Origin of the sequence: Lancefieldella parvula (assembly GCF_963547875.1) — a bacterium.
In the GTDB taxonomy this organism is placed as follows: domain Bacteria; phylum Actinomycetota; class Coriobacteriia; order Coriobacteriales; family Atopobiaceae; genus Lancefieldella; species Lancefieldella parvula_D.
Genome location: NZ_CAUUSI010000019.1, coordinates 1 through 17,861, shown reverse-complemented (window position 1 = coordinate 17,861; position 17,861 = coordinate 1). Strand labels below are relative to the sequence as shown.

Sequence of the window (17,861 nt, the reverse complement as noted above, 5' to 3'; positions counted from 1 at the left end):
ACTTCTTGCTGTTATCGGAAGCAAGGTGTTCAAACACCTCTCCTACCTGGAAGAACAGCATGACAAAGACGGCCTCATCAAACATAGGAGAACCGTTAGGCACAAAGCCAATGAGCAAGGCACCAACAGTAGCAATGGTCATGAGCAAGTCTTCGTTAAAGCACTCGCCCTCAGTGATGCTCTCCCATGCTTCTAGAACAACATCGTATCCCGCAACAGCGTAAGGCAACAGGTAAAGCAACAGTGCCTGCCAGAGCTGCAGGTCAAATGCGTGTTCAACCGCGTAAGCAATACCTAGCAAAACAGCAGAACAGACAATGCGAGCAATTTTCACCTTTGTCTTTGAGCTCATAGCTCCTCCTTGGGTTGTTGTTATACCTAGTCTACTCTTTAAATTGATATATGTACATATATTCATACAACAATCTTAAGGAACTTTTCACAAGAAACTCCGCGGGCGAGAAACCCGTGGAGTCCCAGATAGACATAGAGTTTTGGACGTACTCCTGGCTGCTGTCTTGACCAAAGTCCTAGCAAGGCGATCTTCTCGCCAATTGGTCTTCTCGCCAATTAAAAAGCTAGTTGATCAGCGATGCAGGAGTTGGGATAAATCCCTCAAAAATGACAGGTGCACCTTCGAGCTCGGAGGCAATCATGTCCTCCTCGTTCCTAACGGTCCAGGTAATCAGGTGTGCACCCATGGTATTACAAGCCAGCTTAACGAAGGGGTTCTTGCGATCTTCAAACTTGTAAGAAATGAAGTCTGGACGACCAACAGAATTACCAAAGAGAGCTGTAGCGCCGGCTCGCGTAGCAATGTTCATGTGCTTAGTCTGACGATCAACCAGGAAATTCTCTGAGAGCTGGCCACGAAGCATCTCGGGACGATTCTGACGCAGCCACTGCAAAACGCGAGGATTAAAACTCTCGATGCATGCACGAACGGGACGAAGATCAAGAGCCTGCATAATCTTTTCTGTCAGCTGCTCAGCGTTATTGTTGCGTGTCTTAGCCTCAATAATCAAAGGTGCAGGTAGCTCACCGGAACCGCTCCATGCATAAACCTCAAGGACTTCCTCAAATGTTGGAATCTGCTCGTCAGTAGCAAGAAGCCTAAGACCACGAAGCTCCTCCAGAGTGGACTCCTCAACAATCTTCTGTACGCCACAGAGGCGATCAAGTGCTGAATCGTGAACAACAACCAGCTTGTTGTCTGCCGTCAGGTGGACATCAACCTCGGAGCCAAAGCCCTTCTCGACAGCTGCGCGGAAAGCAAGCAGGGAGTTCTCTGGAATGCCTGCCTCGTTGTTGTAGAGGCCACGGTGAGCATAGCGATGACGAGCAATCTCGTGCCAGCGCTCCAGGAGCAGGCGATCATTTTGCTTGCGAGGAGCAATAGAATAAGCGCCGTATGCAGCCAAACCAAGAGCAGCACCAGCCACAACGCCACCAGCAATAGCAACGTTTCTGAGCGTCTTGCGTTTTTTGGTAGAGACTAACAAAGCGTCAGAATCCTGTCCATTTTGAGCAGCAATTTCCTCAGCAACATCTGCAACTGCGATATCTGCGGCAGCATCCTGGTGCTCGGCCAGGGTCTCCCCCATCTCTTCAAGCGACTCTGCAGTGCTTGCAAGTTGCTTTGAAAGCTTGTTCTTTGGGCGAGAAAAACGATTCTCTAGATTAGACTGAAGCTGTGCCTGAGCAGCCAAAACAGAGGTCTGAGCCGAACGAAGCGCAGACTGAGCACGAGCGACTGACGACTGAATAGCATCGCCGCTTGGCAGTGCTGGCCTAATATGAGCATTAAACCCAGCTGTAATCTGCTCTTTTGCGATATTGCCTGCTAAGTTAGCAGCCTTAGAAGCCGTTGTAGCAAGCAGCTTTCTTCCAGCCTCGGATTGAAGTGCTGCCTTTGCGGCATACTGGGTAATTGCTAAACCTGCAGCTCTAACTGCAGCTCTCTTAATAAAACGACCAATCATGTAAGCTCCCTTCAATCTAGCCTTATTCTATCAGTCCAGTTCTCGCTTTTTCGCTACGTATTGCGACTTTCTGTGCGTAATCAGTATCTTTGTCTGTTCAAAATCGAGTAGTATGTAGTCCACTAACTACTATCTCAGGAGCATCATGGCTGTTATAAAACAAGAACACGCTCTCTACCTGTATAAACTACTCAAAGCAACCATTGGCGTCTCTAAGCAGACTCCCCTCTCTACCGTTGAGGGTGTGCTCATTGAAGACGACCTTGCACCGCAGGATTTTGGCTTTGACGACATCCGCGCTCTCATGGAGGCGTGCCCCGATTTCATCAAAATCACTGCGTTCAAAAAAGGCTACGTCTACGCAACTCTTCTGACCTTTGACACCTTTGAGGCTGCCCTTGTAGCTGGCGAGAAAAACGTCGAGGCGCAAAACAACGGCAAACCTTGGAAACGCCGCCGTGGAGCAAAGTCCATTCGCGCGCTCAAGCCAAAACACCTGGTAGTTGAAGCGGAACCTGAAGTTGAGAAGCTTCCTGCCCAGGAAGAGTCGACGGAGTCAGAGGAGGTGCCTGTCGTAGAGAGCTCGGAGGAACTGTCTGTTGCAGAAACAGCACCAATCGCAGAGGAATCTGCTGCTGAGGCGCCTATTGTAGCAACGCCTTGTGCTGAGGTGCCTGAAGAAGACCTCCAGCAAAAATCTGCCGATGACGCTGCTCCAGAGCCCGCTGGAACCGATGATACCGCTCCAGAACCTGTCGAAACCGAAACACCAGCTCTAGAGCCTAAAGCTGCCGAGCTGACAGTGCCTGAACCTGTAGTGCCCGAGCCTACCATCTCGCTTACCGTTACCTACAATCCCTACGACGACTCCGATGAAGAGAAGACGCTTGAGGCCGCTCCTTCAGTATTGCAACAGGCACTGAATGCAACAAGTTCTGTCTCTAGCACTACAGTTTCTGAATCCCAAACTTCTACGCAGGCAATCAATCAGGATGAAACTCCTGTCCCTACCCCAACATACCCTGCCAATTTTGAGGAAGACGTCCATGTCAACAACGAGCTTCTCGGCATTTTGTATCAGATGGCTCCCGTTGATGCCAACGTTCTCAAGCAACTAGAAGAAGACTTCAAACTTGCCGAGTCTTCTCGCGCTCTCATTTCCAAGGGCGGCACGTTCACATTTAACACGCGTTACAAGAAACCGCAGACTGACGAGGTTATTACCGCTACCATTCGCAAATCTAAGCGCGGAGCTCTGCGTCCCTGGACGCTTTTGGAGCTCAGCATTTCCGCAGATGAATTGCATGATCAGACAGTTGATGTGCTTCGTGGACTGCCAAAGTCTGCCATTGCTTCGTGGGAAAAGCTTCCTGCTGCAGCAAAGCAGCTGCCCATCAACCCTGTTGACGTGGTTATGAACGAGGCTCCTGTCTCCGACTGGAGCGCACTTTCCACCACCTATCTGAGCGACGCGCCTTCGTTACAGGCAGCACAGGCTTGCCTTTCCGCAGCGTACGTCTACAGAAAGAACGAGCAGCAGCTCATGCACACCGATGCTGACTTCTCACTACCTGTCTCAACTCACACTCCCCTGCTCTTTGATCCCGAGCGTGGATTTGATGATGACTCGCCTCTGGTGCAAAACGCCTTGCGAGCTGCAAAGCGCGGATGGCGCATGGCCGTTGAGCTCTACAATCCATCCAAGCACTGCATCTACCTTGCACTTCCCACCTCTGATGGCGAGAAACCCCTTGCGCTGATATTTGATGCATCAGCAGAGGGCCCTTATCACGTTGTTGCAGCGCTAACCATTGAAGAAGCGTATCCACTTGCACGTATCTTCTCTGACGGCCTTCCTAGCTGGATTTTGCCACAGTAATCCCAGGTCGCAGGCAAGCTCTCTTCACAGAGCCGCTCCTATAACTAGTCACCAAAAAAGCCACCCGCATGTGAACTGCCTCCCATTTCTTGGACATAAGAAATGGGAGGCTTTTTATGCGTATGGGTTGCGGGATCACTTAATTTTCGGTTTCTGAATCCAGTGCCGGACCTATCGCTTTTATGAGATATCCATTCTCATCGAACTCATAATAGTAGTCATCAACTATTGCTAGCCCATGTGAAAAAAGGTAGCCGTTGATTTGTCGGTACGCTTTGTGTCCATCAACCGTTACCCAACCGAAGGGAAGTTTCCATTCAAAAGGTCCAAGTTCTACAGAGCCGTCTCTTACTTCCTTGTAGTCGTCAAGAGAAATTTCCTCCAAATCCACGAGTTTGAAGGACTCGTAATTGCCGGCAAGAGCGGAGAACCTTAAAGTTCCAAGCTCTTGCATGACATATCCCACAGGTTTATCTCTATATCGAATCTCCCAAATAAGGTTGTTCCGGGTTTCTGGTTTTACTCCTATATAGCAACTGCCAAGCGTGAGCTTCATATAGTCGATGTCTTTGAGGTAAGGCTTTCCGCCGTCTCCTTCTTGCCTGGCGGTATTGATAGCTTCTTGTGTGGACCGCTCTACCGCTTTTTGCTGAAGTGAGTCAATTGCCCATGGGTAGGGCGTAGCAAATGCATTCCACAAGAGGAAGACAGTGGCCATAAGAAACAGAACTATAGAGATAATCTTTAGAGGCAGCCATTTATGTTTCTTGTTCATAGTCATCACGCAGCCTCAACTAGTGGCTTATATGCTTTAGGGACAATGTTTCCTGGTAGTGCTTTATGCGCTTCACCCCTTGCATTAAATTCGTAGGTAACACCACCAATGCGAGCTTTTTGCGAGTAAATAGATGTGTTTTTCGCACGCCGGGTTTCTCGGCAGTGGGCACGCCGGGTTTCTCGCCAGGCGCGTCAAAGCACCCAGCTTAGTCATGCCATGGTTCAACAGGCCATTCGTTGCCCGTAAGACTCCAGTCTTTCATGTCATTAGCATTGCCATTGATGACAAACTCCCTGACAAAGATGTCTCGCTTGCCATTTGAAATGGTCTCGATGTAGTAACGAGGACGAACGTCTCCCTCGTGGACCTCATCAAGCGGCGTGGTGTAGTTAGAAAGCGTCTGCTGGTCAACGCCCATGTCCTTCAGCGTCTGCGCCAAAATGTCGTAGTGCCAGACAGGCGCGTCAGAAATCTGCATAGGCTGAGCCGCCTCTTCAGCAGTCTGACCAGCTGGTTTGTACATAATGACTGGAGCAGAAGGTGTCTGAATATCGCCGCCCGTCAAGTACCAATCACCATGGTCAGCGGTAATGATGAAAGACGTATTCTCATACACTCCCAAACGCTTGAGCTCAGCGATGTAGGCTTCAACAATTCTGTAAGCCGCTATGGTTTGCTCGTCAACGTTTTGCTTGCTTGGATCTTCAGTGCGCTCAACGTTGCGATCAAGCGTGTAAGGTGGATGAGAGCCAAACAGATGAATGAAACGGAATGAACCATTCTGACCAGCGCTGTCGTCAATCGAGAGTCCGTAGTGTTGAAGCTCCTGGTAATACTTAAGGTCATCCTCGGTGTATGGCTGTGAAGAGAGATCAACTTCGTCCATGTTGACTGACTTGCGCATGCGCATATTAAGATCCTCGGTGTAATACCAGAAACGAGGCTTAAACACCCAAGGCATATCCCTGCAGAACGCCGTCTTATAGAGAATGCGCAGCGCACCAAAAACATCCAGCTGATTATCAAGTCCCCTACCAACAGGTGGATGGTAGTTAACGGAATACTTCTGAGCTGTTCCTCTATAACGGTTGTAATTGAGCTGGTCGGTGTACAGACCAGCCTCAAATCCAGCATTCTGGATATCCCTGAGATACTGATCACTCTGTGCCCAGTTATAAACAAAATCGTTGAAATTCTCGCCAGGCTGAGGACGTGTTCCAAAAAGCAGCGATGGCACACCATATCGAGTAGGAATCATAGAACCTACAGAGTTTCTATACCACGTAAATCCTGTTAAACCGGCAAATGTCTCTGGACGTTCATCGTAGAGTCTCTGAACAAAGGCGGTGTCGGTAGTATCAAGGACAAACACCACGACGTTCTTCTTGGAGGAAACGTTGTAGAGGCCCTCGCGCGTTGCGATAACCTGCTGGTTTTCGGCATGAGCATCTATCGACGCTGCGATTGCAGGACCCCAGAGACTTGCAACGCCCACTGTCTGGACAATGATAAGAGCGGTTGCGGTTACCAGAAGACCTGTTCTAAGCTGACGTGCTTTTAGGAGCGAGAAGGTCACTGCAGCTGCAATGATTGCCAGCCAGATGAGGCCAGAGACAATCATTTGGGTTGTGAAGTTGGACCAAATAACCTCGTGACCATCTGCAAGTGGCATACCACCGTTCAAGAATACTGCCTGAACGTATGACGCCACACCGACGGCGCCAACAAATGCAACGGCAACGTTAAACACACGCTTACGCAGGAGTGATAGAAGCACTGTAAGAATGATCGTAAGGATAAGACCTGCAATAATAACGGGACCTGCAACATCGTTGAGGTTGAAAGAAAGGTCTCGCGCATTGCTTGCCACCAGCTCAAGTGGGGCTACGACCAAGATAGTAAAGACAGTAAAGAAAGAGACAAGAAATGCGACACCAATACGACCCTTAGGTTTGAGGGTTCCCTCTTTTTGTTCCCTGAGACGAACAGCTTCTGCTGCAAGGATTTCTTTCATCTGAACGTTTGCAGCTTCTGCACCTTTGGCGTCAACCTTGTGAACTTTGCCTTCGACAATCTTATTGGCGTTCTCATCAATCTTAAGCAGACGGAAGAGCACCTTACGAGAGCGCCTAAACGCAACGCCAAGGACCGCAGAGAGTGCAACTACAACTGCTGCCAGCGCCTGGATGGTGTAGGTCATAACCGATGGGTCAACGTAAGCCTGTGCTATTGCAGGCAGAAGAGCCCACCACGCAAACGTCAGTACTGCGACAAAAAACGCTCCATGAAGGAAGGACGCGCGGCTTTGAATAGCGGAGCTGCAAGAGTTTCTCATGGTAGAAGTTGTTGTTTTAGTCACGAGAAACACCGTCCTCATCAGTTGTCTTTGTGGCGTCTTTAGTGGAGCTGACGGCGTCGCTTTTCTCAGCGTCGTCTGCAGCGTCCGCAGCAGCGTTCTTCTTGGTAGTAGCGTCGTCTGCAACCTCAGCAGCGTCCTCCTCCTGGTGAGCCAAAACGCGCTCGAGGATGAACTTACCTGCGGCTTCTCCGCCGTGACCCAGGTTGAAGATCATGTTGTTGCGAATCTCTTCAATCTTGTGCGACCAGCTGTCGGTCTCTTCAAGCATCTGCGCAACCGCATCACCCAGGCCCGAGAGGTCCTTAGGATCAAAGCTGCGGCCAATCTCATTTCTCAGCGTAATGTCGCATGGATCCGAATGAATCTTGCTCCAGTCAGGGTTATTCTCCTTCATTGCAGTATCAATGAAGACCGACGGCTTGAGCGTGGTAAACGAGAACTCCTCGGCAACACTCGACCAGTCAGTAAACAGCAGGTCAGCTGAGAGAACCGAAGTATTGGAGCTGAAGTCAGTCTCAAAGGAGAGCTCCTCTGGGTCTGCGTCAGCGTAGCGAGCAAGAATCTCCTCCATACGGGCGGGATAGCGCTTCAAATACTCTGGGTGTGGGCGAACCACAATACGCCAGCCACGGCCCATGAGCTGCTCAAGCAGGCCGTCAAGGCAGCTATCCATCAAGTTGTCGTACTGCCACGAAGGACCAATCAGCAACAGGGGTTTCTCGCCAGGTTTCCGCTGACCCAGATTCTGCTTCTTATAGTTCTGGATTGACCTGTCGAGAAGATCGTAGCCGATAGCAGGCTTTCTCTTTGATGGGGTGTCATAGTACTTCTCGACCAGCTCAAGATCGTGCTGCTGATGAGGACCAACGCAGAGGACGTCGTCGTAGTAGGTGTACTCGTTGCGCGTCGAGGTGACTGTCATGGAGGTCATGTGGTGGCACATGTACATGTACTCAGCGTCTTTGCGCACGTAGGAGCGCTTCATGTACGAGCTCTCCAGGTCACCGAGGGAGGTAACCACAACGTCGGCGTCGAGCTTCATAAAGAGCGTGATGAGGCGACGCTGGCCCAAGTAGTAAGGAATCAGACGAGGCTGCTGTTTTGCCAGCTCAAAGACCTGGTCATTAGGGTCTGAGGTGACATAGTGGATGCGGATGTCCGAGTTTGTCAGCAGCCACTCAATGGCGCCCTGGAAGTATTTGTAGAAGCCGCTTGACTCAGAATAGAAAACCAAGTGCTTGCCGATGGTGTCAAAGAAGCGCTTGTAGTCCTCTTTTTCGCGAGCAGCATGAGGATCGCGCTGGAACCACTTGTGAGTGGACTTAGTTGCTGCGTCCATTGCCTCAAACTCGTCGCGAGCAGCGTTGAGATCGTCATAGTCAACCTGTTTACGAGGGTCAATGATAATGTTGCAGACAATCTGAACCAGGATTGAGAGAAGGTTTGAGCAAACCCAGTAGAATGCCATGCCGCAAACAACGTAAACCGCAAGTACAAGCGACATTGCAATAGAGAGGCCGTTTGTGGTGTTCTTCTCGGCACGAGACTGCTCGCGCTGGAGTGGATTCAGCTTGTTGGATGCAAGGCCAAGAGCAACCGAGGACAGAGCTGCTGCGAGAGGCATAATCCAGGTGATACCACCATCAATGATTGGGGTCATGCCCAAAAACTCTGTACCCGGAGCGCCGGAATCAGTGATGCCATGGATGACGTCTACCAGACCAAACAGAATGACTACCTGGATAGCCAAAGGAATAAGGCTCAGCAGCGGGTGATAACCTGCCTTTTTGTTGAGCTCGTTGGAGCGCTCCTCGATGGTCTCTCTGTCGCCGAAGTAGCGTGTCTTCAGGCGGAAGGTCTCGGGCATAAGACGCACCATAACAATGGAATTTTGCTGCGTCCAAAGCGCCAGAGGCATCAGGATGATTTTAGTTGCAAGGGTAAAAAGGAAGATTGCCGCCCACCAACTGCCGGTCAAGTCATATGCGGGCTGAACGATAAGTGAAAAAACGTGTGCGAGCTGCTCCATATACAAACCTTCTACGAGAAAACTTCTACGAGAAAACTCTACAGAAGCCAATAAAACCTAAGACCTGAAAAACCAATGGAATCCATGGCAGGCTAAAAGAAAGCTACGGCATCTAAATGAAGTCTGCAGTATCTAAAGTTAACCTGAAGTATCCATTTGTGCATAACTGATTTATGGTATCAAAAAACGCTATTTATCGGCAGTTTAAAGCAAATAAACAAAATGGAATATCTTTGATTTGCATGGATAAAATTTATACATAAATTGTTCTTTTTCAAATCATTCTCTTAAAGTTACGTAGGCAATTGTCTTTCTCGTTAATCAAAATTTAACCCCTGAAATGGCATTTTATTTGATTTTGGGGTTGCAATCGCAGTTCTGCTGGCTAAAATACTCTCCATGTTATTTTTAATATTCGGCGCATTAGAGCGCTTTTGAAATGAGGAGATTCTATGCAGGCAAATCTGCAGGAGCTAAAAGAGACCTATTCGCGGCAGACGTATAGTGTATTTTCAATCAACCGCCAGCAGAAGATTGCTGACTCCCAAGTTACTTTTTCGCTTGCTCACTCTGTTTTTATCATTCCTGTGTTTGGATCAGCTGAAATTACTATTGGCAGCAAAGAATTCATCTGTGAAGGATCCACAGTTGTACACGCTCCTGCAGGTCAGACTGTAACGTACCGCACACTCTACGGTCGCTCGTTTGACCACGTAAACATCTACTATGATGGCGTTCAGGGAGATACCAGCAGCCCAATCTTCAATGCGTACGCATTTGATCCTCAGGGATTTGATCGCATTCTTGATAAGACGCTTGACCTGGAAAAACTTAACACTACCCCATCGCTGGACAACCGTGTTGCGCAGATTGTCAACGGTACCGAGCTCATCAAATCAATGTTCCTGCTCACCAACAGCCAAAAAGTACAGGAAAGCATGGCCGAGGCTCGCACGTATATTGAGCTCCACTTTGCAGATCAAATTACCATTCCTGGCCTGGCCAAGCGCTGTGGAATGAGCACTCAGCGATTCTCCAACAATTTTGTCCAAACATTTGGCGTTCGCCCAATGACGTTCATCATTGCAAAGCGTCTTGACCATGCTCAGCAGCTGCTTCAATCTGGTCTTTCTGTGCGCGAGACCTCCGAGGCGGTTGGTTACAATGATCCGTTCTACTTCAGCAGGCTTTATAAGAAGCACATGGGCGTAACACCTCAGGACGTTCATGACAGCTATGAGGGAAATGTCCTGATTAAGTAGGTGTCGTTTACAAAATAGCGAACTTCAGTCTTTTTAGTAACAAAGTTAAGGGTCAGAACGTTCCGTTCTGACCCTTTTTGCATAACCAGATTATTATATTCAATTCTATGAATACATAATTTTTGAGCTTTAAATTATGTGCCTAAAAAGGTAAAAAACCCGTTTAGTTGGGGATGAAAATTGAAAATTAGCCGATTTATCCCCAGTTAAGACGATTTTTTACCGCACTAAAAACTTTTATCTGGGCAAACGTTGTATGCAGAAAAATGAAAACCCCAACTAAACGGATTTTTTACCACTTGGAGACTTATTCGAGCGTTTTCCGAAGAATCTGAGGCATCCGCTGCCTACTTATCAGTCGTTTATCAACCTTCTTTGAGCGTCTCTACAAGAAACCAACGGCACGCAAGGCACAAAAAATCCCAGCACCCGAAGGTGCTGGGATTTTGAACTTGAAACTTTAAGAGCGATTAAGCAGCCTCAACAACTTCCTCGGAAGCGTTGTCTTTCTTAGCAAAGTGCTCAGCAACGTAACCAGTGATCAAAGGAGTCAGGATTGCAGTAACGATAACTGCAGCTGCTACCTGTGCGTTTGCTGTTGCAAGAGCAGCTCCGCCATACAGAGCTGGGTTAGCCTCTGCCATAGCAGCAGGTGTAAGTGCATTTGCACCTGCGCAGGAAGAAATAGCAACACCAGCAATACCAGTTCCGCCAGTTGCGCGATCAACAAAGTAGTTGATAAAGCCACCGCAGACGGAGCAGATAACGCCAAGCAGAATACCTGCAGGACCAGCCATGATGAGGGAATCAAACTTCATAGTAGTTCCCATAGCAAAGAAAGTCATAACAATAATTGCTGGCAGAGCGCTTGTGAGCATCTTCTTCATGGATGGGAAGAAGTTGCCAAGCAAAATACCAATAATAATTGGCAGAACTGCGCCAAGCAAAGACCAGTTGATTGGCGACTGGCCAGTTGCACCAAGAGCAAGCATGGTAACTGGAGGACCAACAACCAGCGTAGTAATTGCAACTGCACCCTGCTCATACTCGTTACCGTAGTCGGCCATCAGACCTGCGTACATGGAGTTGTTTGCACCAGAGCAAGCAGCAAGGATGACCATGGAAGAAAGACCAAGCAGGTTGTCGTTCAGGAAGAACAGAACTGCAAGACCAAGAGCAACGCAGAACACAACCTTAGAAATGATGATGATTGCGCCGCGAAGTGCAGCCTTTGGTGCACTCTTGAACGAAATAGTTGCGCCAACGCACAGCATGAAAGCGCCGACAAGAGCAGCCGTGCCCTTAACGGTCATCGCTGCGGTAAAGCTGCCGAGTGTTGGGAATACCTCTGGGAAAAACGTGTTCATGAAAACACCAAGTAGCAGAGGAATCAGAATGTTTGCACCTGGGATACGGCCCAGTGCCTTAAATGGGTGCTGAATAGAAATTGGTTCTTTTGTAGCCATCAACAATCACCTAGTCCATTACAATGCCGCCGTCGCAGTCGCCAACCTCACCGTTGACGAAGCTTGCAGCATCGGAAGCAAAGAACAGTACCATCTGTGCAGGCTCAGATGCCTGTGCAGGACGGCCAAGAGGAATGATGCCTACGACCTTCTTGTACTTCTCCTCATCGTTGGAGAGTGCAGTGGTCATATCTGTAATGGTGAAAGATGGGCAAACTGCGTTACAAGAAATGCCGTACTTGCCGCCCTCTTTAGCAATAGCCTTGGTAAAGCCGTTCATACCAGCCTTGGAAGATGCATAAGCAACGGTACCAAGGAGGCCGCCGCCAATCTTGCCTGCGACGGAAGAAACGTTAACAATGCGAGCGCCGCCACGGTCAATAAAGTGCTGCCAGAGAGCGTGAGTTACGTTGTAAGTACCAGTGAGGTTGGTGTTGATGGTGTTGTTCCACTCTTTGTCGTCAACCTCGGTAAAAGGAACGGAGCTGATGCGACCAGCACAGTTGATAAGAACGTTGACGTCGCCGCACTCCTCAAGAATCTGAGCAACGGTCTTCTTAACGCCCTCTGCGTCTGCAATGTCCATTGTGTAGAAGAAGTTACCCTCGCCAAGCTCCTCGACAAACTTGCGACCAGTGTCCTCGTGACGAGAGCAAACGATTACATGTCCACCTCCAGCAACAATACCCTTGGAGATCTCAGCGCCAATACCAGCGCTTCCGCCTGTAACCAGAACCAGCTTACCTGTAAAATCGAATGCCATGCTCTCTCCTTTTTTAACGAGCACAAACCATTAGGAAACAAAATAAATTCTAGCCATATTCACATAATTTGCTATAGAAAAATTATTTTTGTTTCACAAATCCTATGGTAAATAAGCCAAAGGAAAATAATTTGCTTAAAATGCGACATAAATGACACATTAAATTTCATGTTCAATCTTTTGGACATTTGTCTGCAAATCTAACCATTTTTCTTTCCTCGTAAATTTCAAAAGTTAGACAAAGCTAACTTTTAGGAATACAATAGGGAGAGAAACCAGTTGAGCTCGTAGCTCCAAACTCCTAACTCTTGGCTTCACGCTATCAGTTTCTTGCTTTCAGCCCCGCAGCTACTTGCTCTCATATCTTTTAAGGAAGTGACTATGAAACATCACTGCACGCATATCTCAGCAGTCGCAAACCCACAACTGCACGCTACCCGCAATCCTCTCCTAACCCGCAGGTCAGCGCTGACCTTGCTCAGCGCAAGTTCCGCAGCAGCCATCGCTTCTCTCGCCGCGTGTGGCCCACGCGATTCTGCTACCAGCTCAAGCACCGCGCAAAACCCAAACTCCTCGGCTCCCCTTGTTTTGACCACTTTTACCGTCATCCAAGACATGGCTTCTCGCGTTGCGGGAGAGTTCTGCCAGGTAGAGTCCATCACCAAGGCCGGCGCCGAGATCCACGACTACGAGCCAACACCCGACGACCTCAAGCGCGCACAGAAAGCCCAGCTCATCCTCAACAACGGCCTGGGTCTTGAGCGCTGGTTTGAGCGCTTCGTCGACGACTCGCCTGCTCAGCGCGCTGACCTCAGCGAAGGCATCACCGCCATCCCCATCGCAGAGGGTGACTACCAGGGTCAGGCCAATCCGCATGCGTGGATGTCGCCCGCAAATGGCAAAATCTACGTCGAGAATATCGTCCGCGCGCTAAGCAACCTTGTCCCTGACCACGCCAAGGACTTCGAGGCCAACGGCAACGCATACAAAAAGGAGCTCGACAACATCTCCTCTCACCTGATTGAGGAGCTTAGCACTCTGCCAGAGAGCCAGCGCACGCTTGTGACCTGCGAGGGAGCGTTCTCGTACCTGTGCCGCGACACCAACATGAAGGAGCTCTACCTCTGGGCCGTTAACGCGGCCGACGAAGGCACTCCGCAGCAGATCGCAAAGGTCGTTGAGACCGTAAAAGCCCAGCAAATTCCTGCGGTGTTCTGTGAGTCAACGGTCAGTCCTAAGGCAATGCAGCAGGTAGCCGACGAGACGGGCGCCACTCTCAGAACTGACGAGAAGAACATCTTGTACGTAGACTCCCTCTCGGAAGCCGACGGCCCCGTGCCCACCTATCTTGACCTGCTGCAACACGATGCAGACGCAATCGTATCTGGTCTCATGGGAAGGTAATTGTTCGATGAATCTTTGTGTTTCGCAACTTTGCGCCTGGTACGAGAAAAAAGACCGCGAGAAACCCATCATTTATGACGTGAATTTCTCGCTTTCAACAGGAGATCTTTGCGCACTTGTTGGCGTCAATGGCGCCGGTAAATCTACGCTCTTCAAAGCGCTGATGGACACCATCGCATGGGAGGGGTCACTTACTTGGGGTCAGCAACCTCTTTCACAGGCGCGCAAGCAGGGAAAAGTCGCTTACGTCCCTCAAACGGAGGCAATTGACGCAACGTTTCCGCTGCTCGTAAAAGACGTTGTTATGCAGGGAAGATATGTTCATCAGGGCTGGATGCGCATACCTTCCACTCAGGACAAAGAGCTGGTTGCCCAGGCACTTGAACGCGTTAACCTGGCCGACCTTGCAGATCGTCCACTTGCCCAACTCTCGGGCGGACAAAGAAAGCGTGTTTTTGTGGCACGCGGAATAGCGCAAGCTGCTGAGCTGGTATTTCTCGACGAACCGTTTGCGGGAGTAGACGCTCGCTCTGAAACCATCATCACCGAACAGCTCAATAACCTCAGTAAAGAAGGCAAAACATTGCTCGTTTCAATTCACGACATCAATTTGGCCCAGCAAAAATTCCCGCTCTGCCTGGTCATCAATAAAACCATAACCGCGCAGGGTCCCTCGAAAGAAATTCTTTCTGGAGACGCCCTCCTGCAGAACCTTGGTATTTCCGAAGATACCCACATTGAGGAGGTGCTCCATGCCTGAGGTAGACATTCTCCAATACGCATTCATGCAGCGAGCCCTCATCACCGGAATTGCAACCGCCATAGTATGCGGGCTTTTAAGCTGCTGGATCACGCACATGGGATGGTCGCTTATGGGCGACGCTATCTCCCACTCTATTCTTCCGGGCGTAGTCATTGCTCACCTGCTAGGACTTCCCTATCTGGTGGGAGCGCTGGTGTTTGCCCTCATTACCGTGGTGTTGGTCGGACAAGTCAAAAAGAGCCAAATTGTGCGCCCTGATACTGCTATTGGTATCGTATTTACAACATTTTTTGCACTGGGAACAGTTCTTATATCCAAGGTTCCAAGCCAAATTAACCTCTCACACATACTCTTCGGAAACCTTTTGGGAGTCACTACTCCTGATATGCTGCAAGTTCTTTGTATTGGTCTGCCCATTGCAATCTTACTTATTCTTAAAAATAAGGACCTGACCTTGCTTTCATTTGATCCCACGCAGGTTCAAGCAATCGGTCTTTCTACTAAAACACTCACTTCATTCTTGCTTGTTGACCTAGCCCTCGCAATTGTCATATCGCTCCAGGCAGTTGGCGTAATTCTGTCCGTTTCTCTCCTTATTGTTCCAGGCGCCTGCGCAAGGCTTCTTACCAATCAGATGCGCCATATGCTCTGGATTTCTCCGCTCATTGCCACGGTCAGCGTTTTGATTGGAATAACAGGCAGTTATTACTTAGACGCCTCTTCTGGAGGAATGATTGGACTCACCCTCGGCGTGGTTTTTTGCATCATTTTTATATTAAAGAGTTTACCTAAGTTTACTTTTGGACATATAGTAGACAAGGACTAAGAAAGGAGGACCAATGCATACACTCAACACCTCAAAAGCCCAGTTCGCTCGCGCAACTCGTGCACAAAAGCTCTTGCACAGGCAAGCCTTTGCGGCTCTCAGAACATCCATTGGTCTTATGGTCGGAGCTCTTCTTATCGCAATTGTCCATTAATGCTTCATCTCATAAATCACCCAGATTTGGCGAGAAACCCCTCCTATTCAAAGGGTTTCTCGCTAAATTTTTATATAAGTGTTTGAACGAGAATACCTACGGATACTGACGCAAGGTTGGACAAGATTGAAAGAGTCCATGGGGTGTTGCTTACTCTTTTTACCTTGTAAATGAGACCTTCGACAGCAATAACAACCAGCTCAACAGTTATGACGCACGCCCAGTACTGAACGTCGTTAGCAACCACATCAACAAGGGCGCTTGTGATAAAAACGGCAATTGGATTAGTAAGCACTTGAGCAGCAACAACAATCAACAGCGCTTGATTGTCTTTAACGCCCAGCGATTTTGCGACAATAAGCTCAACAGTAATAGTCAGAATCAGACAAAACGCAAATATTGGAATAATGGTAATCAAATACGGCAACAAAAATATTTGGTCGTCCATGCCATTAGCCTTCTGCTTGTTTGTCTTCAGCCACAAGATAGTCTTCAGCCACACACTCGTCTTGAACCGCAAGCTCATCAACCTGATCAGATGGCTCTGCGATTAGAACATCTTCCTCTACAGCCTCAACAACTTGTGCCGCCTGGAACATACGCTCATGACCAAATGGCCCTGTAGCCACGGAATCTTTGACTAACGTAAGACCTACGCCCAACGAAAGTGCCGAGACCAAACTGATACCAGAGAGCATCGCAGGATGTTCAATACGGAATCCTGCGAGCGCAGGCAACGCACCTACGGCTAGTGAGAAACTGGCCAGTCCAAACGCGGTGCCTTTTGCGTTAGGCAAGATATTTGCCAGAGATGCCAACGTAATGGACATAGTAAAGTTGAAGAAAAATACACCCAGAAGGCCCATAACCGGTATCTCCCATGAGGGTACAAACAAGGTGGCTGCAACAATGAGCGAAAAGATAGCTGTAGTCCTGAAGCCAATACGATCAGCAACCACTCCACCAAGTGCTTTACCTGCAAATACGCCAAGGATACTTAATACCAGTAAGAGCATCTCACTCTTCCAAGGAAATGCCATAACCATGCCAGCATAGCTTCTCAGCGCCACCACAAGGCTCAGCAGTACAATCGCAAGCAATGTATTGAATGAAAGCTCCGAAATATCAAACGAAACGTTATGCACGTTCCAGTACTTCTTGTTAACCTTTTGTACTACAAGCGTGATAAGCGCGCATAAGAACAACAGCACAAGCAGGGAAAACGCAATCTGAAGTCTTCCCATTTGAGCACTTTGTGTGCCTAAAAAGACTCCAATTGCACCAGTTGCAATAAAGATTCCCGAAGGTCCTGCATGTTTTTGCGAGATATTAAGGACGCTCAGTCCGCCCGCACTATGAAAGAGCGCGTTTCCAATCGCAAGCAAAAGAATCGCAGGCCACTCGAGAAGGGCTATAGGGACCAGCGAAAGAATAACTCCAGCGCCCACTAAAGCATACGAAAGTAAGGCGGCATAGGAGTTCTTATCCAGCTGATCCAGCGCAATGCCTATAGGGAGCTGCAGGGTAAAGGCAACTATGTCATACAGTAAAATACTGAGCGCAACAACTTCCATCGAACCCTGGCCAGAATCGCCCAACACTCGGCTTACGGCACAGAGCATCGAAGAAACACAAGCAAAGTCAACTACAAAGTGACAAAGTGCATACGCAAATGTAGTGACTTCTTTTTTGGGAAGAATCTGCTGTGTTGTGGACAAGGTTTTACCTGCGACGCCTTATGATCATAATAAGGCCAATTACTGCCACAAGAGTAGAAACTGCAGCCATGGCTAAGAAGCTAGATGATCTACCGATTCTTGGTGTAGAAATAACATCAGCTTTTGCAATAACGGGTAGCGCGATTGTCATGACAAAAGTGCTGGCAGCAAGCGCAATTTTTTGGGCTGAACCCAAACCTTTAATCAGATGACGACGTAGTGACATACATACCTCCTTCATCAACTTTTTAATATTTTACCAGTACACACGCCGCGTTCCAAATGTACTCCCGTAAACGGCATAAAAAAGCGCCCGACGAATGTGAACTGCCTCCCATTTCTTATGTCCAAGAAATGGGAGGCAGTTCATATGCGGGTGATTATGATTCTGCAGCGTGTTAGCGTTGGCTTTTAGGCCTGGCGCACAAAATAGCGCAGCTTTGGTAGGTTCTGCTGAAGAATCGATATGTTCTTAATC

General features: G+C 48.7%; 15 protein-coding genes and 1 pseudogene. 6 read left to right on the top strand and 10 right to left on the bottom strand.

From position 1 onward, the window contains the following. Together RWJ96_RS06195 and RWJ96_RS06190 are read right to left on the bottom strand one after the other, a co-directional pair. Positions 1–352, bottom strand: a pseudogene (locus tag RWJ96_RS06195) (heavy metal translocating P-type ATPase); the annotation flags it as partial. Between the two features lie 226 nt (positions 353–578). Continuing rightward, the gene (locus RWJ96_RS06190) at positions 579–1,982 is read right to left on the bottom strand and encodes a glycerophosphodiester phosphodiesterase (RefSeq protein WP_314019505.1); all 1,404 of its coding nucleotides are present in this window, start codon (positions 1,980–1,982) and stop codon (positions 579–581) included. 145 nt (positions 1,983–2,127) lie between these two features. On the opposite strand from RWJ96_RS06190, the gene RWJ96_RS06185 reads away from it, so the two are divergent. After that, positions 2,128–3,861, top strand: coding sequence for a hypothetical protein (locus RWJ96_RS06185; RefSeq protein WP_314019504.1), 1,734 nt, complete (start codon positions 2,128–2,130; stop codon positions 3,859–3,861). A 139-nt stretch (positions 3,862–4,000) separates the two neighbouring features. Here RWJ96_RS06185 and RWJ96_RS06180 read toward each other — a convergent pair whose 3' ends face one another. From RWJ96_RS06180 to RWJ96_RS06170, 3 genes are all read right to left on the bottom strand, one after another. Beyond that, on the bottom strand, positions 4,001–4,636 hold the full coding sequence (locus tag RWJ96_RS06180) for a hypothetical protein (protein WP_314019503.1): 636 nt from the start codon (positions 4,634–4,636) through the stop codon (positions 4,001–4,003). A gap of 208 nt (positions 4,637–4,844) precedes the next feature. After that, the gene (locus tag RWJ96_RS06175; RefSeq protein WP_314019502.1) at positions 4,845–6,998 is read right to left on the bottom strand and encodes a hypothetical protein; all 2,154 of its coding nucleotides are present in this window, start codon (positions 6,996–6,998) and stop codon (positions 4,845–4,847) included. After that, positions 6,991–9,027 (bottom strand): YidC/Oxa1 family membrane protein insertase, encoded by a 2,037-nt coding sequence (locus tag RWJ96_RS06170; RefSeq protein ID WP_314019501.1) that lies wholly within the window; start codon positions 9,025–9,027, stop codon positions 6,991–6,993. The genes RWJ96_RS06175 and RWJ96_RS06170 overlap by 8 nt, the downstream gene beginning before the upstream one ends. A gap of 452 nt (positions 9,028–9,479) precedes the next feature. Here RWJ96_RS06170 and RWJ96_RS06165 point away from each other — a divergent pair, with 452 nt between their 5' ends. Continuing rightward, on the top strand, positions 9,480–10,289 hold the full coding sequence (locus RWJ96_RS06165; protein WP_314019500.1) for an AraC family transcriptional regulator: 810 nt from the start codon (positions 9,480–9,482) through the stop codon (positions 10,287–10,289). A gap of 470 nt (positions 10,290–10,759) precedes the next feature. On the opposite strand, the gene RWJ96_RS06160 is transcribed toward RWJ96_RS06165, so the two are convergent. Then, complete coding sequence (locus RWJ96_RS06160) at positions 10,760–11,755, bottom strand: 2-keto-3-deoxygluconate permease (protein WP_314019499.1); 996 nt, start codon at positions 11,753–11,755, stop codon at positions 10,760–10,762. A 10-nt stretch (positions 11,756–11,765) separates the two neighbouring features. Beyond that, on the bottom strand, positions 11,766–12,518 hold the full coding sequence (locus RWJ96_RS06155; protein ID WP_035435680.1) for an SDR family NAD(P)-dependent oxidoreductase: 753 nt from the start codon (positions 12,516–12,518) through the stop codon (positions 11,766–11,768). A gap of 381 nt (positions 12,519–12,899) precedes the next feature. On the opposite strand from RWJ96_RS06155, the gene RWJ96_RS06150 reads away from it, so the two are divergent. Genes RWJ96_RS06150 through RWJ96_RS06135 form a run of 4 tightly spaced genes read left to right on the top strand, consistent with a single transcriptional unit; the run spans position 12,900 to position 15,665 of the window. Continuing rightward, positions 12,900–13,922 carry a metal ABC transporter substrate-binding protein gene (locus RWJ96_RS06150; protein WP_314019498.1) on the top strand — a complete coding sequence of 341 codons (1,023 nt, stop codon included), beginning with the start codon at positions 12,900–12,902 and terminating at the stop codon, positions 13,920–13,922. A 7-nt stretch (positions 13,923–13,929) separates the two neighbouring features. Next, entirely contained in the window at positions 13,930–14,682 is a 753-nt protein-coding gene (locus RWJ96_RS06145) for a metal ABC transporter ATP-binding protein (RefSeq protein WP_314007991.1), read from the top strand. Further along, complete coding sequence (locus RWJ96_RS06140) at positions 14,675–15,511, top strand: metal ABC transporter permease (protein WP_314019497.1); 837 nt, start codon at positions 14,675–14,677, stop codon at positions 15,509–15,511. Before RWJ96_RS06145 ends, RWJ96_RS06140 begins: the two co-directional genes overlap by 8 nt. A gap of 13 nt (positions 15,512–15,524) precedes the next feature. Then, on the top strand, positions 15,525–15,665 hold the full coding sequence (locus tag RWJ96_RS06135) for a hypothetical protein (RefSeq protein WP_314019496.1): 141 nt from the start codon (positions 15,525–15,527) through the stop codon (positions 15,663–15,665). A 70-nt stretch (positions 15,666–15,735) separates the two neighbouring features. Here RWJ96_RS06135 and RWJ96_RS06130 read toward each other — a convergent pair whose 3' ends face one another. From RWJ96_RS06130 to RWJ96_RS06120, 3 genes are read right to left on the bottom strand one after another with little or no spacing between them, the layout of a single operon-like run. Next, positions 15,736–16,149, bottom strand: a complete 414-nt coding sequence (locus tag RWJ96_RS06130) for a hypothetical protein (RefSeq protein ID WP_314019495.1) — start codon at positions 16,147–16,149, stop codon at positions 15,736–15,738. Beyond that, positions 16,118–17,383, bottom strand: coding sequence for a fosmidomycin resistance protein (locus RWJ96_RS06125; RefSeq protein ID WP_314019494.1), 1,266 nt, complete (start codon positions 17,381–17,383; stop codon positions 16,118–16,120). The genes RWJ96_RS06130 and RWJ96_RS06125 overlap by 32 nt, the downstream gene beginning before the upstream one ends. A 4-nt stretch (positions 17,384–17,387) precedes the next feature. Beyond that, a complete protein-coding gene (locus tag RWJ96_RS06120) occupies positions 17,388–17,609 on the bottom strand; it encodes a hypothetical protein (RefSeq protein WP_314019493.1) in 222 nt (73 codons plus the stop codon). Between the last annotated feature and the right edge of the window lie 252 nt (positions 17,610–17,861).